This window comes from Clostridium beijerinckii, assembly GCF_008705175.1.
GTDB classification, from domain to species: domain Bacteria; phylum Bacillota; class Clostridia; order Clostridiales; family Clostridiaceae; genus Clostridium; species Clostridium beijerinckii.
Genome location: NZ_CP043998.1, coordinates 4,653,073 through 4,673,630, shown reverse-complemented (window position 1 = coordinate 4,673,630; position 20,558 = coordinate 4,653,073). Strand labels below are relative to the sequence as shown.

At 28.7% G+C, this 20,558-nt stretch carries 15 protein-coding genes; 13 read left to right on the top strand and 2 right to left on the bottom strand.

The window, feature by feature from the left end; translation table 11 throughout:
* The first annotated feature begins 170 nt into the window (after positions 1–170).
* The 9 genes from F3K33_RS21085 to F3K33_RS21045 all read left to right on the top strand — a co-directional run bounded on the left by F3K33_RS21085 (position 171) and on the right by F3K33_RS21045 (position 13,088).
* A complete protein-coding gene (locus tag F3K33_RS21085) occupies positions 171–1,358 on the top strand; it encodes a class I SAM-dependent rRNA methyltransferase (protein ID WP_039771570.1) in 1,188 nt (395 codons plus the stop codon).
* Positions 1,359–1,586: 228 nt separating this feature from the next.
* A complete protein-coding gene (locus F3K33_RS21080; protein WP_039771572.1) occupies positions 1,587–2,768 on the top strand; it encodes an SAM-dependent methyltransferase in 1,182 nt (393 codons plus the stop codon).
* Positions 2,769–3,080: 312 nt separating this feature from the next.
* Positions 3,081–3,671: an anthranilate synthase component II gene (locus F3K33_RS21075; RefSeq protein WP_012060277.1), complete on the top strand. Its 591-nt coding sequence runs from the start codon at positions 3,081–3,083 to the stop codon at positions 3,669–3,671.
* Positions 3,658–5,013, top strand: a complete 1,356-nt coding sequence (pabB, locus tag F3K33_RS21070) for an aminodeoxychorismate synthase component I (protein ID WP_039771574.1) — start codon at positions 3,658–3,660, stop codon at positions 5,011–5,013. Before F3K33_RS21075 ends, pabB begins: the two co-directional genes overlap by 14 nt.
* Entirely contained in the window at positions 5,013–5,744 is a 732-nt protein-coding gene (locus F3K33_RS21065; protein WP_023973108.1) for an aminotransferase class IV, read from the top strand. The genes pabB and F3K33_RS21065 overlap by 1 nt, the downstream gene beginning before the upstream one ends.
* 542 nt (positions 5,745–6,286) lie before the next feature.
* Positions 6,287–8,800: a dynamin family protein gene (locus F3K33_RS21060; RefSeq protein ID WP_039771576.1), complete on the top strand. Its 2,514-nt coding sequence runs from the start codon at positions 6,287–6,289 to the stop codon at positions 8,798–8,800.
* Complete coding sequence (locus F3K33_RS21055; protein WP_236892061.1) at positions 8,797–9,498, top strand: PDDEXK family nuclease; 702 nt, start codon at positions 8,797–8,799, stop codon at positions 9,496–9,498. Before F3K33_RS21060 ends, F3K33_RS21055 begins: the two co-directional genes overlap by 4 nt.
* Before the next feature lie 6 nt (positions 9,499–9,504).
* Positions 9,505–11,277 carry a dynamin family protein gene (locus F3K33_RS21050; protein WP_012060272.1) on the top strand — a complete coding sequence of 591 codons (1,773 nt, stop codon included), beginning with the start codon at positions 9,505–9,507 and terminating at the stop codon, positions 11,275–11,277.
* A 5-nt stretch (positions 11,278–11,282) separates the two neighbouring features.
* Positions 11,283–13,088 carry a dynamin family protein gene (locus F3K33_RS21045; protein WP_012060271.1) on the top strand — a complete coding sequence of 602 codons (1,806 nt, stop codon included), beginning with the start codon at positions 11,283–11,285 and terminating at the stop codon, positions 13,086–13,088.
* Between the two features lie 440 nt (positions 13,089–13,528).
* Here F3K33_RS21045 and alr read toward each other — a convergent pair whose 3' ends face one another.
* Positions 13,529–14,692: an alanine racemase gene (gene alr / locus F3K33_RS21040; RefSeq protein WP_039771579.1), complete on the bottom strand. Its 1,164-nt coding sequence runs from the start codon at positions 14,690–14,692 to the stop codon at positions 13,529–13,531.
* A gap of 417 nt (positions 14,693–15,109) precedes the next feature.
* Between alr and F3K33_RS21035 the strand changes: the two genes are divergently transcribed.
* From F3K33_RS21035 to F3K33_RS21025, 3 genes are all read left to right on the top strand, one after another.
* Positions 15,110–15,598, top strand: a complete 489-nt coding sequence (locus tag F3K33_RS21035; RefSeq protein WP_023973104.1) for an NADH-quinone oxidoreductase subunit NuoE family protein — start codon at positions 15,110–15,112, stop codon at positions 15,596–15,598.
* Complete coding sequence (nuoF, locus tag F3K33_RS21030) at positions 15,588–17,468, top strand: NADH-quinone oxidoreductase subunit NuoF (protein ID WP_012060268.1); 1,881 nt, start codon at positions 15,588–15,590, stop codon at positions 17,466–17,468. The genes F3K33_RS21035 and nuoF overlap by 11 nt, the downstream gene beginning before the upstream one ends.
* A gap of 79 nt (positions 17,469–17,547) precedes the next feature.
* Positions 17,548–19,251, top strand: a complete 1,704-nt coding sequence (locus F3K33_RS21025; RefSeq protein WP_039771581.1) for a [FeFe] hydrogenase, group A — start codon at positions 17,548–17,550, stop codon at positions 19,249–19,251.
* A 156-nt stretch (positions 19,252–19,407) separates the two neighbouring features.
* On the opposite strand, the gene F3K33_RS21020 is transcribed toward F3K33_RS21025, so the two are convergent.
* A complete protein-coding gene (locus tag F3K33_RS21020) occupies positions 19,408–19,803 on the bottom strand; it encodes a pyridoxamine 5'-phosphate oxidase family protein (protein WP_023973102.1) in 396 nt (131 codons plus the stop codon).
* A gap of 127 nt (positions 19,804–19,930) precedes the next feature.
* On the opposite strand from F3K33_RS21020, the gene F3K33_RS21015 reads away from it, so the two are divergent.
* Positions 19,931–20,281 carry a winged helix-turn-helix transcriptional regulator gene (locus tag F3K33_RS21015; RefSeq protein WP_023973101.1) on the top strand — a complete coding sequence of 117 codons (351 nt, stop codon included), beginning with the start codon at positions 19,931–19,933 and terminating at the stop codon, positions 20,279–20,281.
* Positions 20,282–20,558 lie beyond the last annotated feature (277 nt).

The window sequence follows — 20,558 nt, the reverse complement described above, 5'->3', positions numbered from 1 at the left end:
AAAATTATATATGGTATAAATTAATCAGTATCTAATCTGGAGCAAAGAAACAATAATATATAGTGTACACGATAAAATATGCAATTTTAAATTAGTAATTAACTAGTTTAGATTTATGGTATAATTATTTAGAATTTAATACAATAGTTTTCGGGAAGGTAAATACATATATGAAAGAAGCAATACTTACAGTAAAAAAAGAATTTGTTAAGAAATATAAAAATGGATATCCTTTAATTCTTGAAGAAGCTTTTGATAATATAAAAGATTTAAAAGAGGAAGGACAAATCATAACCCTTATAGATGAAAAAAAGACTTTCTTAGGAAAGGGGTATTATGGGAAACAAAATAAAGGCTGTGGATGGATTTTAAGTAACAGTAAAAATAGCAATTTGGATTATAAATTTTTCTATGATAAGATTAGGAATGCATTTTCCAAAAGAATGAAATTTTATCATTCAAAAGACACGTCTGCATTTAGAGTATTTAATGGTGAAGGCGATGGAATAGGTGGGCTTACGATTGACTATTTCGATGAATATTATCTCATCACTTGGTATAGCAGAGGTATATATACATTTAAAGACAATATAATTAAAGCTATAAAAAGCTTAGTTTCTTTTGATGGTATATATGAAAAAAAGAGATTTGAAGAAAATGGTATGGTTGTAGATGAAGATAGCTATGTTTGTGGAAGAAAAGCACCTGAACCTCTTATAGTTAAAGAAAATAAAGTTAATTTCTCAATTTATTTAAATGATGGGGCTATGGTTGGAGTATTTTTAGACCAAAAGGAAGTAAGAAAGTCTATCAAAGATAAATACTCCAATAATAAAAAAGTTTTAAATACTTTTTCATATACAGGAGCATTTTCAATGGCAGCTGCAAAAGGTGGTGCTATTACTACAAGTGTTGATTTAGCAAGCCGAAGTCTAGAAAAAACAACTGAGAACTTTACTATAAATAATATTGATTTCACAAAACATGAAATAATTGTTGAAGACATTTTCCTATATTTTAAACGTGCAAAAAAGGAAGAATTAAAATTTGATGTGGTTATTCTTGATCCGCCAAGCTTTGCAACATCAAAAGATAATAGATTCAGTGCAGCAAAAGACTATAAAGGATTGGTTAAATCAGCTATAGATATAACAGAGGATGAAGGAGTAATTGTAGCTTCAACAAACTGTGCTACTTTTAATATGGGCAAATTTAAGAAATTTATAGATGAAGCTTTTAAAGAATCACATAGAAATTATGAAATTCTAGAAGAACATACTCTTTCAGAAGATTTTGCAGTTACAGATAAATTTCCTGAGGGAAATTATTTAAAAGTTGTGATTGTAAAAATGTACTAAAGAAAGTAACAAAAAAATTAGCAAATAAAATGAGGAAAAAGATAATTATACAAAATGAAATGACTTGAGAAGTTAGTTAAGAGATAGTTAGAGAAGCGTAAAATTATTGTGCGTTCTCGACTGTCTCTTTAATTATTTATATTGAATATAGAATTTAATGTATAGCATATTTGAAATTATATAATAGTATAAATTAATCAGTATTTAAATTATAGAAAGGAATTCTATATGAATCTAATAAATAGTCTTTATGTTAAATATTTGTCAAAATTTGATGATATACCATATAGGATTAAGTTTCAAAATAATAAAGAATTTATTATAGGGAAGGGTACGCCTCGATTCGAAATAAATATTAAGGGAGAAATAAGTAAAACAGACTTAATTAGAAGTACGTTCCTTGCTATTGGTGAAGCTTACATGAAAGGGAATATAGAGATAAAAGGAGATTTATTTGAAGTTATAAATATATTTATTAGTCAGATTGATAAAATCTCATCAGGTAGTAAGCCAGTAAAAAATACGATTTTTCAATCCAATTCTTCAAAAAAACAAAAAGGTGAGATTCAAGAGCACTATGATATAGGGAATAATTTCTATAGTTTATGGCTCGATGATACTATGACATATTCATGTGGATATTTTAAATCAAATAATGATAGTTTGCATGACGCACAAATTAATAAAATTAATCATATACTAGCAAAGTTAGACATAAAAGAAGGCATGAGCGTCTTGGATGTAGGATGTGGGTGGGGATTTTTACTTATTGAAGCAGCAGAAAAATATAGTATTCATGGTATTGGAATTACATTAAGCAAAGAGCAATATAAAAAATTTAATGAAAGAATAAAAGAAAGAAAGCTTGAAAAATTACTAGAAGTTAGACTTATGGATTACCGAAATTTAGCTGAAAGTGGATTATCATTTGATAGAATTGTAAGTGTTGGCATGGTTGAGCATATAGGAAGAGAGAATTATGAACTATTTATAAAAAATATTGATTCTGTCTTAAAACCAAAAGGGTTATGTTTATTGGATTATATCAATTCATTAAAAGAATATTCTGTAGATCCATGGATTAAAAAGTATATTCTTAAAGAAGCGGTTATTCCAAGTTTTAGAGAAATTATAGACATTTGTAGTAATTATAATTTCCATACTATCGATGTTGAAAATCTTAGAAGGCATTATGTTAAGACTTTACTATATTGGAGAGAGAATTTTAATAACAATCTAAGTGAAGTTTCTAAAATGTTTGATGAAGAATTTATAAGAATGTGGGAACTTTATCTTTGTTCATGTGCGGCAATATTTAATAATGGAGTGATAGATATTCATCAATTACTAATTTCTAAAGGAATAAATGATGATATTCCTATGACAAGAGAATATATGTACAATAAATAAAATTTATATATTATTTATTATACATATAAGTAATTCTTATGTAGCAATACAAGATACTTAATGTAATTTATTGTGAAGAGTAAGACTGACTAGATATTATTTTAAATTACGAACGAGAAAATACAACCAATGGAACAGAGTTTTATTTAATGCTAAAATAAATATGTGACTAATAGTATATATGTTGAGATAATAAATTTATATTTAAAATTATAGTAGCTCAAGAACAAGAGTTCAATTAAGATAGAAATGCAGAAACTTAATAATAACATATACAGTTATAATAATTAAAGTTAAAAAGGAATGATTAAAGTGTTACTAATGATAGATAATTATGATTCGTTTGTATATAATCTGGTCAGATATTTTGAAGAGATTGGAGAAATTGTGGATGTAGTTAGAAATGATAAAATTAATATTGAGAGCATCAGAAACAATAAATATTATGGTATAGTTATTTCACCAGGACCTAAAAATCCCAAGCAAGCAGGCTTGTGCCTAGATATTATTGATAAATTTAAAAATGAAACTCCTATATTGGGCATATGTCTTGGACATCAGTGTATAGGACATTATTTTGGCGGAGAAATAATTAAAGGCGACAGGCCTATGCATGGTAAAATAAGTGAAGTAACACATAATAATAGCGGAATATTCCATAATGTTAAAAATCCATTAAAGGTAACAAGATATCATTCTCTAATTATTGATAAGAAGAAACTCCCAAAAGAATTATTGGTTACGGCAGAAACGTCAGATGGGGTAATCATGGGAATTAGACATAATGAATTACCTATATATGGAGTTCAATTCCATCCAGAAGCAGAACTTACGGAAGAAGGGCATAAAATCTTAGAAAATTTTATTTTAGAGTGCAAGAGGTTTAGAAATGGTAGATTTTAAGATTAAAGAGTTAAATACATATTATAATCCTTTTTATACATATGATCTTTTTAAAGATAGTGAAGATTCTATATTTTTAGATAGTTCGAAAGAAGACAAATTGTTATCCAAGTATTCTTTTATTGGATTGAATCCATATAAAAAATTTATCTCTAAGGGGAGAAAAGTAACTATTGATAATGAAGAATATAATGATGTAGATCCATTTGAAAAATTGGATAAAATTATTGAGAATTATAAAATTAGTATTAATAGCAAACTTCCTTTTGTTAGTGGTGCTATTGGTTACTTTTCTTATGATATAGGAAGAGTGTTAGAGGATCTTCCAGATGAATCAAAGGAAGATTTTAGTATACCAGATAGCATTTTTATTTTCTTTGACAATCTAATAATATTTGATTTACAAAATAAAAAAACTTATATAACTTCAGTTGGACAACTTGAAGAAGCTAAAAATAGTATACTTAATATAGAAAAGTGTCTAGAGAATTATATTGAGGGGCTTCCAGTAAATTTAGAAAAAACAAATAATGAATTCTTTTCAAATTTCGATAAGGAAGAGTATAAAAAAGCTATAGCATCTCTTAAAGAATATATAAGAAGTGGAGATGTATATATAGCTAATATGACTAGAAGGATATGGTGTAATAATAATGAAAAGCCATATGAAATATATAGAAAATTGAGAAATACAAATAAAGCACCATTTTCAGCATATATGAATTTTAAGGATTTTCAAATAATAAGTTCTTCACCTGAAAGATTTTTATCAATTTTAGATGGTAAGGTTCAAACAAGGCCGATTAAAGGAACTAGACCTAGAGGAAAAGATTATGAGGAAGATGAGAGAAATAGAAATGAGTTAATGGCTTCGGAAAAAGATAAATCCGAGCTTTTAATGATTGTTGATTTAGAAAGAAATGATCTGAGTAAAGTTTGTAAACCTAAATCAGTAAAAGTTACAGAACTTTTTAAGTTAGAGGAGTATGAGACTGTATTTCATCTTGTGGCAACAATAGAAGGAAGATTAAGAGAAAATGTGTCTTCAGTAAAGTGCATAAGGGAGTGTTTTCCGGGTGGATCAATTACAGGAGCGCCTAAAATACGCGCAATGGAAATAATAGAGGAGCTTGAGAAGCTAAAAAGAAATATATATACAGGGTCTATAGGATACTTCGATTTAAGAGGAAATAGTGATTTTAATATAGTTATTAGAACTATTATAAGAAAAGGTAATAAAGCGTATTTAGGAGTTGGTGGAGGAATAACATGGGAATCTATTGAAGAAGAGGAGTGGTTAGAGACAATAGACAAAGCTAAAGCGTTGATGGAGGTATTATAGTGAGAAGGATAGTTCATAATTATGATAAAGTAATGCTTGATGATGGATTATTTTTTGGAAGAGGAATATTTGAAACAATTCTTTGTAAGGAAAAACCAATATATTTAGAAGAGCATTTACAGAGATTAAAAAAAGATATGATGGAATTAAATTTACAGCCATTAGTGGAAGAAAAATTTTTAAGAGATCATTTAAATAAGTTGGAGATAAAAAACAAAGTATTAAAAATAACTGTTACACCTTTAAACATTATAATAACCGAAAGAGAAATTGCATATAAAAATGACGATTATAAAAAAGGAATGTCGTTAACAATTTCAAAGGTAAGACGTAACAGTACTTCAAGATTGGCCTCTATCAAATCTACATGCTATATAGAAAACATAATTGAAAAAGAGAATGCTAAGAAATTAGGCTACGATGATGTGATATTTTTAAATGAAAAAGGTAATGTTACAGAAACGAGCTGTGCAAATATATTTATGATAAAAAATAATGAAATTTTTACTCCAAATAGTGAAGATGGATTATTAAAAGGTATAATAAGAGATAAGATTATGAAAAAATTTAAGGTGACTGAAAAAAGCATTACTATAGATGATTTAACACATTCAGAAGAGGTAATTATAACAAATAGTATAATGGGGGCAATGTCTATAAAACAGATTAATGAAATTAAATATAATAGTGAAAAGTTTAGACATATATTTAATGAAAATTTGAGAAATTAGAATAATACTTATAATTAAAACAAAGAACAAATTTCTGGTTTATGAAGATTTTGATATATATATTGAAATTCACAATCGCGACTAAAATCCTTACAATATTTTTAGAATTATTATGAAAAATTATTTTTGCAATATATACATTTATAAAAAACTTGAAAGAATACTTAGATATTTCTTTCAAGTTTTTATATTTGGCAAATTAATATAAGTGATTCTTAATTAATAATAAATCTGACAAGTTAAAATATATAATAGGGGTTTTTTAGCAACAACACATATTATTGTGTAGAATTTGGAAATAAAATTGTGAAATTTTTATTATTCAGTAAGTATTTGCTTAGATAAGTATGCTTAATTATGATAAGATATATTTAGGCATAATTAAAAAAACAATAAGTTCATCTGTCGAGTCCATTTTTTGCCTAATGAAAAATAATCATGGCATTTTGAATTTGTTATTTTATTTCATATGCCTTATCAGAACTATGAAAATATATAAGGAAGATATAGTATGAATTAGTATAGTTGTTATGGAGAGTTTTATGAGAAAAGATAATTACATATTGAATATAATTGATGAGATAAGAGGAGTTTTAAGTAAAAATAATTATAGAGAGAATAGATACAATAAGGATATAGCATGGTTTGAAGAACGAAAAAGTATTTATGATGATAATATAATACGAATCGCTATTATGGGGATAACTAGTAGTGGAAAATCTACTTTAGTAAATGCACTTCTTGGTGAAAAGATTTTACCAATGGCTATAAGGCCTAGTTCAAGTATTATAATTACGGCATCAAAAGGACTAAAGAGACAAGCCGTTATTTATTTTAAGGATAGTGGACCTAAAATATTAGAGACAGAAAATCTAAATGAAGATGCTATAGCAGAATATGCGGATGAGAGCAGGAATCCTGGAAATACGCTTAATGTTACTCAGATTGATATAAAAACACCTTATTTTATGTTAGATGAGAAAATACATATAATCGATAGTCCAGGATTAGATGCATGGAACTTAGAAAATCATGAAAAATTGACATTGGAGATATTACTTCCAACTATAGATATATGCATATTTGTGACTACGGTTAAGGCTAATAGTGATGCAACGAATGCTGAAAAAATTAAGATAGTAAGTGAGAAAGACAAGCAGATAATCCTAGTACAAAACATGATAGATTCAATTGAAGAAAAGATTGGCAGGAATGGAATAGTTGAAGAAGATAAAGTTACTATATTAAAAAAGTATAAAAAGAGAGCAGAGAGGCTCTTAATGGAAATTACAGATGATAAAGAAATATCGGAAGTTATTCAAATATCAGCACTTAATGGACTTTTGGGAATTGTAGATAAAGATAAGGAAAGATATGATAATTCTAATTTTGAAATGTTTATTAATGCTATAGAAAATTGTGCGGAAAATACTATTCCAAAGCTTAATGGACGGAGAGCTGAAAGTCTAATAGAAAAAATTAATAGCATAATTTCAACTGATCAAGAAATTATAAAGGGAAATAATTTAGGTGAAATAGAAGATTTAATAAAAGTAAGTAATAAAGAGCTTGATAATCTTGCAAATAAATTTGAGACTGCTCAGAATGAAATAGCTGAAAAGATTAAAGAAATTGAAAACATTACTTCAAATATAATAAAGGAAATATCATCTGTATCATCTGAAAATATTGAAGATTATTTAGACATAGTAGATAGAATTAACAATAAAAATTTATATATTGAAAGTGATATTTTAAGCACTGTTAAGAGGTGTGAAAAAGATAAAAGAAGAATATATGATAGTCTTAATTTAGATATAAGATCCTCTTATGTTTTGCCGAGTATCGAAAGTAAAAATATTGAGATTAAGCATAAATATGAAGAAAGAACTGTGTTATTTAAGAAAGAAGGGGTTCTAAATAAGGGGAAAAGATTATTGTCTAATATATTTGACAAGGACTGGGGATATAAAGAAGTAGGATATGACGAGAGAATAATTGATAAAGATGAGACTATTAAGAGGGCCCAAAAAATATGTAGTGAAAATAAGAATAAATATATAAGTATATTAAAGGAATGGAGTAATCAATATACAAAAGCAATAGATACTTTCTATGAGGAAGTATCAAGAAGAACAGAAGAATTTGAAGAAAAAAAAGAGCAAAATATAGAGCTTTATGATATAGGAGAAGTAACTAAGGATCTAATAGGTATTAAAGACAAGCTTTCTAATTTAAGAGTTGATGTGAAAAATGAGGTAGCAATAACAAGTGATAATTATGAAAAAAATATTTCATACAGTATTTCAAGGTTACATTATAACTTTTATATGCTGAGTAATAAAATTTTAGAAAAGAACTACCTATTAGTTGGAAAATATATAAATAAAAAGTGTGAAGAAAAGTCTAACAGTATGGGCCTAAAGCTTTTTTGGACATGGGATATAGATTCTTGCAGAGATTTCATTTCTAGAATGTATGGAATTGATCTAGATCTTGAAGAATGTGAATTAATAAAGAGAGAAGGTTTATATAGTTTTGAAGATATAGCTATTATCTATGAATCTGGAAAAGGTACGCTTAAATTTTATGAAAAACTTAAACAGATAAAAGATATGACTTATAGTATGTTTATTATTTTTAATGGAATACAAATTGGAAATTCTAAGAAGCAGATTTTAGAAAGCAGAAATTTAAACTATTTCTTTAAGGAAAATAGTAATTTATCAGTGAATTTAGTAATAGATTCATGCAGAGAATTTATAAATGCAAATAATATAGAGGAGCTTCTGATAGAAGTTAAAAACCTAAAAGATAAAGTTATTAGCAGGTTTAGTAGTATAAGGCCTGAATATATATTAATTAATTCCAAAAATCCAATATATAATATGGCATTAATAGAATCACAGGAAATTCATGAATTTTTGATAAGTGATTATAAAGTTATAAAAGAAAAACTGATTGAAAATCCTTTGTCAAGAGGAGTAGAAGAACAAGAAACTATTGAAAAGATTTTAAGCTATTTTTTGAATACCTCTAAAGAGGAAGGAGTATGAATGAATATATGGAAGAAAGATCAATTTTAATTCAAAGCGATGAAGTTACAAAAAATATAATGGGCGAAATACAGGATGATATGTTAAGTTTACTTACAAGAGCATCTAGAAATATGACAGAAGAGCTAACTGAAAAATTAAAGCCAGTTGAGAGAAAAATAAATGACTTGCGAGAAAATTTTCAAGAGTTTCATGAAGAAGAATTCGAAGAAAAACTTGAAGATTTAAATAAAAGCATATTAAAGATAAGAGAAATGACAGAAACGAAATTGGAAGCAGTAATACAAAAGAGTGTGGAAGAGCAAAGTAAGGTATTATTTGAATCTATAGAAGAAAGATTGGCAATATTAGGATTAAAAGTAGTAAAAGATGCGGCAAGTAATAAAGAAGCGATTTTAGATAAATTAGATAATATTAACTTAGATAAGATAGAAGAAAAAGTAGACTTGGTTGAAAAATCTATTGAAAATAAAGTTGAATCTTTAGACAAATCTATAGAATATAATCTAATTAATAATAAAAATTCAATTTTAGGAAAAATTAAGGATATTGACAGTAAAATTGAAGATAAAGATAGTATAATAGAATTAATAAGTAAATTAGAAGATGAGCTTAATAATAAGATTGATTATATACAAGAAGAGGTAGAGTGGGGAAATAAATCATTCTTTTCTAAGCTTTTTGGAAGAAGGAGATAATAGGAAATGACATATATAAATTTAATAGAAGATGAAAGGTTTTCTAACTTATTAGAAAAATATCTTAATAATGATAAGCAAGGTATAGATTATAACAGATACTTTGAACATTTTATTGAGAATTTGAATAAGAAAGAAATAATGGTTCCTGTTTTAGGGATTCAAGGTGCAGGAAAGAGTAGTTTTTTAAATGCCATACTAATGGAGGAAAATGTATTACCCACAGATGTTGATGAAACAACTTGCGTACCAGTTGAGGTTAGATATGGAGAAAATACTGATGAAGCTGTAGTATATTATCTAAACGGAAGAAAAGAGCATATACGCATAAAAGAATTGGAAAAATATGTACATAATGATTATAATGAAGCCAATAATCTTAAAGTATCGAAAATAGTATTATATAACAAGAGCGATGTTTTAAAAGATGATATAGTACTTGTAGATTTGCCTGGTGTTGGAAGTTTGACCCCACAAAATCAGAAGACTACTTTAGAATATGTAGACAAGCTAACAGCAGGAATATTTTTAATTAGGACAAATCCACCAATTACAAGATCGGAGAAAAGCTTTATAAATGCTTTGTGGCCTAAATTAGCTAATACTATTTTTGTTCAAAATAAATGGAATGATGAAAGTGTTGAAGATGCAAATGAGGCAAGAGAACATAACTCTGGCGTATTAAGTAGTATAAGTTATTCTCATAATGAAGAAAGAGATATAAAAGTTGATATAGTAAATGTTTATGAGGCTGTAAAAGGGAAATTCACTGGAGATGAAGCAGCTTATAATAATTCAGGAATAGTTAATGTAATAGAAGAAATTAAAAATATTTCAAAGGAATATAATAAAGATTTAATGAAGGTCTTAAGCCAAAGAGTTAATGAAGTTTTAGAAAACATTAATGATAGGATAAATACTTATAAAACTTTAGCATTAAATAAGGACAATCAAAATACTTTAGAAAAGGAAGAAAGAATCAAAGAGATAAAAACAATGTTATCGGAGAATAAAAGAAAATTAAGAGATTTTCGAACTTATGCAGAAGATGAAATGAATAATATTATAGATAATTCATCTAAAGTAATAAAAGAGAACATTGAAAATTTACGAGTAGAATTAAGAAGAATTATAAATAAAGGAATAGTTGATGGCAATAGACTTAGCTTAATATATAAAGAGACGTCCGATAAAGCGATAAATGATATAATGGATGAGATTTTGAACAGTATTGGTGAATTTATAAAAAATATAAATAGCAGATTTGAAAATATAAGAATAAAAGGTTTTAATGGAACCTATGAGAATATATCATTCTTTAATAAAAAGAGTTCAATAAAATATGAAAAGTCAATTCCAGCATTACTTGGGGTATCAACCGGAGTAATTGGGACAGTTGGAGCAGTAGGAATGCTTGGTGGTCCTGTAGGAATTTTGGTTGGGATGGGAATAAGTTTAGCCTTTTCTTTGATTGGAGATCATATGAGGAAAAAAATAGTTGAAAGTAGAGCTAATTATACTTTAAAAGATTTGGAGCCAATGATAGAAGATTTAGAAATATATTTAAAAGAAGAAATAACTGGAGATTTAATGGCAAAACAAAAGGAAATAGACGAATCTATAAAGGCAATGAAATCTAATTTAGAAAATGTCTTTAAACAAGATGTGGAAGACTTGGAAAAACAGTATGAAACTACTTATAACGAAGAAAGTATTTTAGAATTTGAAAAAGATTTAAAAATATTAAGGGAATTAATCGAGGAATATAAGGAGAAATAAATATTATGAATATTTTTAAAAACTGCGTTGATAGACAAAACAGGATTGATAAGGTAGTTAATATTCTTGATAATGATGAAATTACATCGAAGAATTTATTAATAAAGGATAGAATAATTAATCCAGCTCACTATATTGTCATGCTAGGGGAAACTAGCTCAGGAAAAAGTGCGTTAATAAACAGTATTTTTCAAAGGAAAATACTAGTGGAGAGTGTTAAACCAACAACTGGAATTGTCACAGAAGTTATAATAGACGAGAGTTCTGAAGAAACCTTATTTGCTATAAATAATGATTTAAGCATAGATGTTTTGGATGATGATAGTTTTTCGAATTTTACAGTAAAACCCGATGGTAATATAAATAGATTAAGATATATTGGACCATGTAAAGATTCGAGATATTCTGGAATGAGGATTTTCGATACTCCTGGATATGGATCACTTGTTGAAAGGCACGAAGAAGTTTTAAAGAATTTTATACCAGAAAGTGATTTTATAATATATGTTGTGTCGTATAAAACTGGAGTTGGAGAAGACGATTTTCAGTTTTTAAAGTATGTTAGCGAAATTATAAACAATAATGTGGAAGTTGTACTCGCAGTAAATATGTGCCCACAAAATATAGATATGGATAATAAAAGAATCAATGAAATTAGAAACAGCGTTTGTGAATGTATCCATAAAGATATAGAAACATTTCTTATTGAAAGCAGTATTGAAAAGAATCCTGACACAGATAAGCTCTGGAACTATATATACAAAAAAGTTAATGACCCAGATAAAGAAGGAGAGCTTTCAGAAACTCTAAAGAATTATCAGGATTACTTATTGCGTGAATGCGATATAAAAATCAGTTCTAGAATTGCGGAAATAGAATGTAAAAAAGAAGAGGTAGTAGAAAAAGCTAATGTAATTAAGGAATTCTTAGATAAAAAAGATGAGATACTAGATGTTATAGAAAACGGATTTGTAAAAATAAAATTAAAAGCAGTAAGGCTTATAGGAAAATCCGATATGAAAATCAAAGAGAATATTACGAACTATATATACGATGAAAGCAAATGGTCAATGAAGGAAGAAACCTTCACCTTAATGCAGCACTACTATGTTCCAAAGTTAACAAGCGAGGAAACTGAAAACTTAAATACCTATATTGAAGATGAAGTTATTAATTTAGATAGAGAAGTTGAGAACATTCTAAACGCAGAAATTATTAAGCTAAAGGAGAATGTTAAAAGAAGTACACCTTCATATAACAAGGTTGTAGAAGATATCATAGAAAAGCATAGAGGGGATTCTATTGAAAGAGCTACAGGAGAAATGTTTAGGACAGTATATAAAGGTAAATTCAATAATTCAGAAAAGGATTATGCTATTAGTAAAAATTTAAAGAAGCTTTCTAATACATTTGAAAAATCATCTGTTGGAGAAGTTAATAATAATTTAAATCATTTATTAAAAACAATAAGGGCTACATCTTTAAAGGGAATTACTGAATCTTTAAATGTTTTTACGGATTCAATATTCTTTTTATATGATTCGTTGACATGGCAGAAAAAGATAAATGAAATATCTGTAACCGCTATAGATAATTGGGCTAATAATATTGAAGGGTCTTTAAGAAAATACTTAGATGAACTGAAAGAAATAAGTAAAGAAGAAGTATTAGTTTTATTTGATGAATTAAGTGAGGAATTCACTAATACAAAGGATGAATTGAAAAATATAAGTTCCGAAGAATTAGTTAGATTAAAGAAGGAAATAGAATTTTTATTATATAAATGCCTGCTTATAAATATGACAAAGTAATGGCAGATTCAAGCAAATAAGAATATTTAATGTATTTAAAGTGGATAGAATATAGGGTTCTGAAATGAGAGTTGAACTTATATGGATATCAGCCGAAATTGAATACATATTTGTTCCATATGAATATAAAATTTCGCTGCTTGATATATTTCAAATTTTCAATAAGGAACCCTTTATAAACCTTGATCTATAGGAAGGTAGTCAATTAAAGTTATATTTTGAGGCGATATTCTCTGAAATTAGTATGCCAGAATGTTTATAGGATAAACATTGAAACTAGCAATATAAGATTTTATTAATAAATATAAATAGCGATGTATATGCATATTTACATATACATCGTTATTTGCGCTTACATAGAAGTAGCTTATTTATAACTTATTAACTAATTAGAAATAACTAAATATCAAGTTTATTTTTATAAGTAAAGTTGATTGAATCTATAGATAATTTCTTACATTAAATATTTTTCCGTTTTTAACATAAACCCTCGGGATTCTATATTTAAGCATGCAAAGTATTTCGTAATTTATTGTTCCCATTATTTCTGCGAAATTATCTGCATTAAATCTGAGTCCATTTTGTTCACCAAGGATTATAACTTCATCACCAACTTTTATATCACCATTAATATCTGTAATATCTATCATACATTGATCCATGCATATTCTTCCGACAATAGGAGCAAATTGTCCATTTATAATGACTTTAGCATTTTTAGCTAGTAATCTAGAATAACCATCTGCATATCCTATTGGTATAGTAGCTATTAAACTTTTTCGCTCAGTCTTAAAAGTTCTTCCATAACTTATAGACATACCTGCATCCATTTCTTGAACACGTGTTATAGTTGCTTTTAATGTCAATGCTGGCTTTAAAGAAAGATTTTCTTTTTTTACTTCAGGTGATGGATAATATCCGTAAAGTATGATTCCAGCACGGACAGCATCTAGGTAAGTTTCTGGCATGTCCATGATTGCACCGCTATTAGAGACGTGTTTTATAGGAATTTCTATATTAAGATTTGAAAGTTTCTTTAGCAAATACGTAAATTTTTCAAATTGTTCATTAGTATATTCTTTATCCTTCTCATCAGAAGTAGAAAAATGAGTAAATATTCCGATTACTTCTAGTCCTTCTAAAGAACAGATTTTACAAATAGCATCTATTGCTTTTTCAGTTGGTAGAAATCCTATTCTTCCCATTCCAGTATCAATCGCTATGTGAATTTTAGCTTTTTTATTAAGGCTTAATGCTGTTTTTGATAATTCTTTCGCATAATCTAAGTCGTATACAGTTTGTTCAAGATCATATTTTATTAATTCTTCATTTAGATACGAAGGGGTATATCCGAGTATCATAATAGGGGCTTTTATATTATCATTTCTGAGTTCAATTCCTTCTGTTAGTACTGCTACGGCAAGTCTTGATGCACCATTTTCAAGTAAAGTTGGAACCACATCTAAAGCTCCATGACCATAACAATCCGCTTTAACGACTGCGATTACCTCTTTATCTTTCACTAACTTCTTTATATTTTTTATATTATAAGCTATTGCATCTAAATCTATTTCTGCATATACAGGTCTAAGTATCTTTTGCATTTGCCTACACCTCACAATTATTATTTATATTAAAAACTATGTTTAGTATCTTTAATCGCTATTGATTATAAACTAATTTAAGTATTCTTACAAAATATATTTTAGTTAATAGATAGAAATAAAAAAAGAACCACTAATGTTAGAATTTATATATACAGTGGTTTTTATACTATTTTCTACCTGTTTAATTAGGAGTTTTTAATATTTTATATGTTCTTTTTGCAAAAAAATATATGGATAAATAATTGTGAAGTAACATACATTATTTTACATAGTGAGTTATTTATGTAATCAATGTTAAAACAAAGGAGAAAATGATTACATGTAGAATAATAGATACTAATAAGAGAAATCTTGACTCATAGTGGTCTTGATATAAAAGGTACCTAATTATATATAATAGGAGGGTGGATGATCATGGTAAATCAAAAGGAAATAAAAAAACTAGATGATATTTTAATTTCTAACAATTATGACAAGACACAAATTATTACTATTATGCAGGAAATTCAGAAGGAATACCGGTACCTGCCAGAAGAGGCGTTATGCTATATAGCAAAAGAACTTAAGATTAGTGAAGCTAAAGTATATGGAGTAGCAACATTTTATGAAAATTTCTCTTTAGAACCGAAAGGAAAATACGTGATTAGAATTTGTGATGGAACTGCCTGTCACGTAAGGAAATCAGATCCTATTCTTAGTGAGTTTAAGAGTGAATTAGGACTTTCAGAGAAAAAACTTACAACCGATGATATGCATTTTACAGTAGAAACAGTATCGTGTCTAGGAGCATGTGGACTAGCTCCAGTCTGCACTGTAAACGATGTAGTATATCCGTCAATGACACCAGAGAAAGCAAGAAAGCTAGTGAAGCAGTTAAAGGAGGAGTTGTCAAATGAGAATTAATACAAGAGAAGAGCTGAATGATATAAGTTCAAAATATAAGGCTGCTTTAGTTAGACAACGTAAGCAAATATTAGTATGTGCAGGTACTGGATGTGTAGCAGGTGGATCACTAAACATTTATAGAAGATTTAAGGAGATAATAAAAGAAAAGGGATTAGAGGTTACATTAGAATTAAAGGAAGAACCACATGACAACACTATAGGTTTGAAAAAGAGTGGATGTCATGGATTTTGTGAAATGGGACCTTTAATACGAATTGAACCAGAGGGATGGCTATATATAAAGGTAAGTATAGATGATTGCGAAGAAATTATTGAAAAAAGTATTATTGGGAATGAAGTAGTTACTGGTTTAAGTTATAAGGATGGAGATAAGCTTTATAGTAAGCAAGAAGATATTCCGTTTTATAAAAAGCAAACTCGTGTAGCCTTAAATAATTGTGGTCATATTAATGCGGAGTCTATTGAAGAATATTTAGCAGAAGGCGGCTATAGTGCTACTACGAAGGCTCTTTTTGACATGACTTCTGAAGAAATTATTAATGAAATGTCTGAGGCGCATTTAAGAGGGCGCGGAGGCGGAGGATTTCCCACAGGAAAGAAATGGGATCAGGTATTAAAGCAGACAGAATCAGAAAAATACATTGTATGTAATGGTGATGAAGGTGATCCTGGAGCATTTATGGATAGAAGCATGATGGAAGGAAATCCACACGGTGTTATTGAGGGGATGATTATTGCAGGAATTGCAACAAAAGCACACAATGGATATATATATGTTCGTGCAGAATATCCTCTTGCAGTAAAAAGATTGCGCATAGCTATTGAACAAGCTATGGAAAAAGGACTTTTGGGTGATAATATATTAAATTCAGGTTTTGATTTTCATATTCAGATTAATCAGGGAGCAGGAGCATTTGTATGTGGGGAAGGTAGTGCACTGACAGCTTCGATTGAGGGAAATCGAGGTATGCCTAGAGTTAAGCCTCCAAGAACTGTAGAACAAGGCTTGTTTGGTAAACCAACAGTACTGAATAATGTAGAAACATTTTGTAATGTATCCCCAATAATTAACAAAGGGGTACATTGGTATAAAACTATGGGAACTGAAAATAATTATGGAACTAAAGCATTTGCTCTTACGGGAAATGTTAATAATACAGGATTAATAGAAGTTCCTATGGGGACAACATTGAGAAAGATCATATTTGATATTGGAGGAGGAGTAAAAGGTGGAGAATTTAAGGCAGTCCAAATTGGTGGACCGTCTGGAGGTTGTCTATGCCTTCGCGAAAATCATCTTGATTTAACTTTGGATTTTGATTCGTTAAAGAAAGTAGGTGCAATGATTGGGAGTGGAGGCCTAGTCGTTATGAATGATAAAAATTGTATGGTTGAAATGGCACGTTTCTTTATGAATTTTACTCAAAATGAATCCTGCGGTAAATGTATACCATGTAGAGAAGGTACTAGAAGAATGTTAGAAATACTTAATGATATAGTAGAGGGTAAAGGGACCTTGGATGACATTGATACATTAGAAGAATTAGCAGAGACTATTTCTGATACGGCGCTTTGTGGGCTTGGAAAGAGCGCAGCATTTCCAGTTAGAAGCACATTAAGGTATTTTAGAGATGAATATATAGAACATGTTGTAGATAAGAAGTGTTCAGGGGGTGTATGCAAGTCACTAATTTCATATGAGATTGATAAGGAGAAATGCAGAGGCTGTTCAAAGTGTGCTAAGGGATGTCCTGTAGAAGCTATTACAGGAGAAATAAAGAAACCATATGTCATTGATAAGTCAAAATGCATTAAATGTGGTAATTGCATTGAAGGCTGCGTATTTAAGGCGATTAGAGTAATTTAAATATTTCTTCTATAATATTATCTCTTCTCATTATATATCATATGAAATTTATAAATTACAGAAAGGATGGTAAGAAACTATGTCAAAATATATGGTGATTGATGGCAATAGGATAGAATTTGATAAAGAAAAGAATATCTTAGATTTAGTTAGAAAAGCAGGAATTGATTTACCTACTCTTTGTTACTATACAGATTTATCAGTTTATGGGGCATGCAGAATGTGTGTGGTCGAGGATGAAAGAGGTAGCATTTTAACATCTTGTTCTACGCCACCAAAAGATATGATGTCAATTAGAACTAATACACCAAAGCTTCAAAAGTATCGTAAGGTAATTTTAGAATTGCTACTTGCAACACATTGTAGAGACTGCACTATATGTGAAAAGAATGGAAAATGTAAGCTCCAAAAATTAGCATCACGTTTTGGTTTAACAAATATTAGATTTAAAAGCATTGAGGGAAAAAAAGATTTAGATACATCATCTAAATCAATCATTAGAGATCCTAATAAATGCATTTTATGTGGAGATTGTGTTAGGATGTGTAATGAAATACAGAGTGTAGGAGCAATTGATTTTGCTAATAGAGGTTCTAATATGGTAGTAAGCCCGGCATTTGGAAAAAGTCTTGCAGAGACAGATTGTGTGAATTGTGGACAATGTGCAACTGTATGTCCTACAGGAGCAATAGTTGTCAAAAGTGATATTAAAAATGTTTGGAAAGCAATATATAACCATAAGCAGAGAGTTGTAGCACAAGTTGCTCCTGCAGTGCGAGTTGCTTTAGGTGAAGAATTCGGTATAAAACCTGGTGAAAATGTTATGGGGAAAATTGTTGCGGCTATGAGAAAATTGGGTTTTGAAAATATTTATGATACTTCTTTAAGTGCTGATTTAACGGTAATTGAAGAATCAAAAGAATTCTTAAAGAAGTTAGAGTCTGATGATAATAAATTTCCATTATTTACTTCTTGTTGTCCAGCATGGGTAAGATATGTAGAAAATAAATACCCTGAATTATTGCCGTATGTATCTAGTTGTAAATCACCAATGGAGATGTTTGGCTCTATTGTTAAGGCGTATTTCAAAGAAAAAGATTCTTTAGAGAATAGAGAAACAATATCTGTAGCAGTTATGCCATGCACAGCTAAAAAAGCAGAGGCGGCTAGAGAAGAATTTATAAGGGATAATATTCCGGATGTTGATTATGTAATTACTACAGCGGAACTATGTGCAATGATAAAAGAAATTGGAATACAGTTTGATGAAATTGAGGCAGAAGCATCAGATATACCACTATCTCTTTACTCAGGCGCAGGAGTAATATTTGGTGTTACGGGAGGAGTAACGGAAGCTGTTATCCGTGAAGTTGTTAAAGATAAATCTTCAAGAGTATTAAAGGACATAGAATTTATAGGTGTTCGAGGTATGAAAGGAGTAAAAACATGTGAACTTCAAGTTAAAGATGAATCCATTAGAATCGGTATTGTTAGTGGACTTAGAAATGCAGAAGATTTAATTGAAAAAATTAAGAGTGGGGAAGAACATTTTGACTTTATAGAAGTTATGGCATGTCCTGGAGGATGTATAGCTGGTGCGGGGCAACCTTTTGGATTAATGGAAGAGAAAAATGAAAGGGCAAAGGGACTATATAAGATAGATAAGGTTACGCAAATTAAAAGAAGCGAAGAAAATCTGGTGGTTAAATCTTTATATGAAGGATTGCTAAAGAATAGGACGAAAGAATTACTACATGTTCATTATGATAAAAGTGAACATTAAAATATGAATTCGCAGAAGGATTAATAGAAATATCAACGTATACTTGTGAAATATAATTAGGGTATATTGAGATTAGTTAGGTATTTTGGCAATCATAAAATTAAAAGCTATACATCAAGCAAGAGTATAGCTTTTTTAGACTATTACAAATAATTATTATAGTCTAATTGTTTTAGGACCACTAGAAAAAGAATTAAATGTTACAACGGCATCTTCTAGATAAAACACTTCAAAGATGTTATCGTCTAAGCTATACATTTTTTTCAAGGATGGAACTGATTCTAACATAGCTGATTTTACTTCTGTACTGGAATCAAAAACTGCTTTTCCAGTTAAACGAATCCATTCACCTTTAGGAGAAGTCGTGGATATTTCAACCTTAGGATTTGCAACTAACTGTTCAAAAACAGATTTAGTGTTATTTGTTGCAAAATATAATTTGTCATTATATTTCATTACTGCACCAAAAGGTCGTACTCTTGGTTGATCACCATCCATAGTTGCAATATAGAAGGTAGGGTTGTTAAGTAAAAATTCTAATACTTCATTCATCTTAATTGCTCCTTAAATTTTAATATGTTATAATCTCTTTGAACATAATATAGGTTATTACCGTGATTTTTTCAAGTAGGATTATTTTAAATACATAGTATCATAAATATACTAAAGGGAGTACATGATGGAGGAAGAATATAATTTATTTGGCAAATGTCCGTTTGTAACAGCACAAAAAATTATTGCAGGTAAATGGGCAATAGTAATTTTACATAATTTAAGTACAAAAACACTTCGTTTTGGAGAATTGCAAAGATTATTGCCTGAACTAAAGCAAGCTACATTAACAAAACAGCTTCGTAGTTTAGAGGAGTATGGGTTGGTAAATCGTAAGATTTTTCCCCAGGTACCGCCCAAAGTTGAGTATTCATTAACTGAGATAGGAAAAGAATTTAAATTGGTGTTGGATAGCATATCTATTTGGGGAGAAAAATATATCGATCATATAAAATCGGCTGAAGTTTCAGAAAGTTAAATATAATTATATATTAGGAATGTTATGATTTAATATTTTAAATTATAACATTCCTAATTTTTTTGAGTTTAGCTATATACCCTGAAATATGCGTCTTAAATATTTAGATCATATTAAAGGTTGTAATTTTATTAACATTAATGTCAACCTAAAACACAATAACTATAAACCTAATTAAACAAGTAAAAAAATTAATATTCATATTAATTTGACTTTTTGTATATTATTAGTAAGTTTAAGTTTAGAGAAAACTTTTTTCTAGGCTAACATATGTATA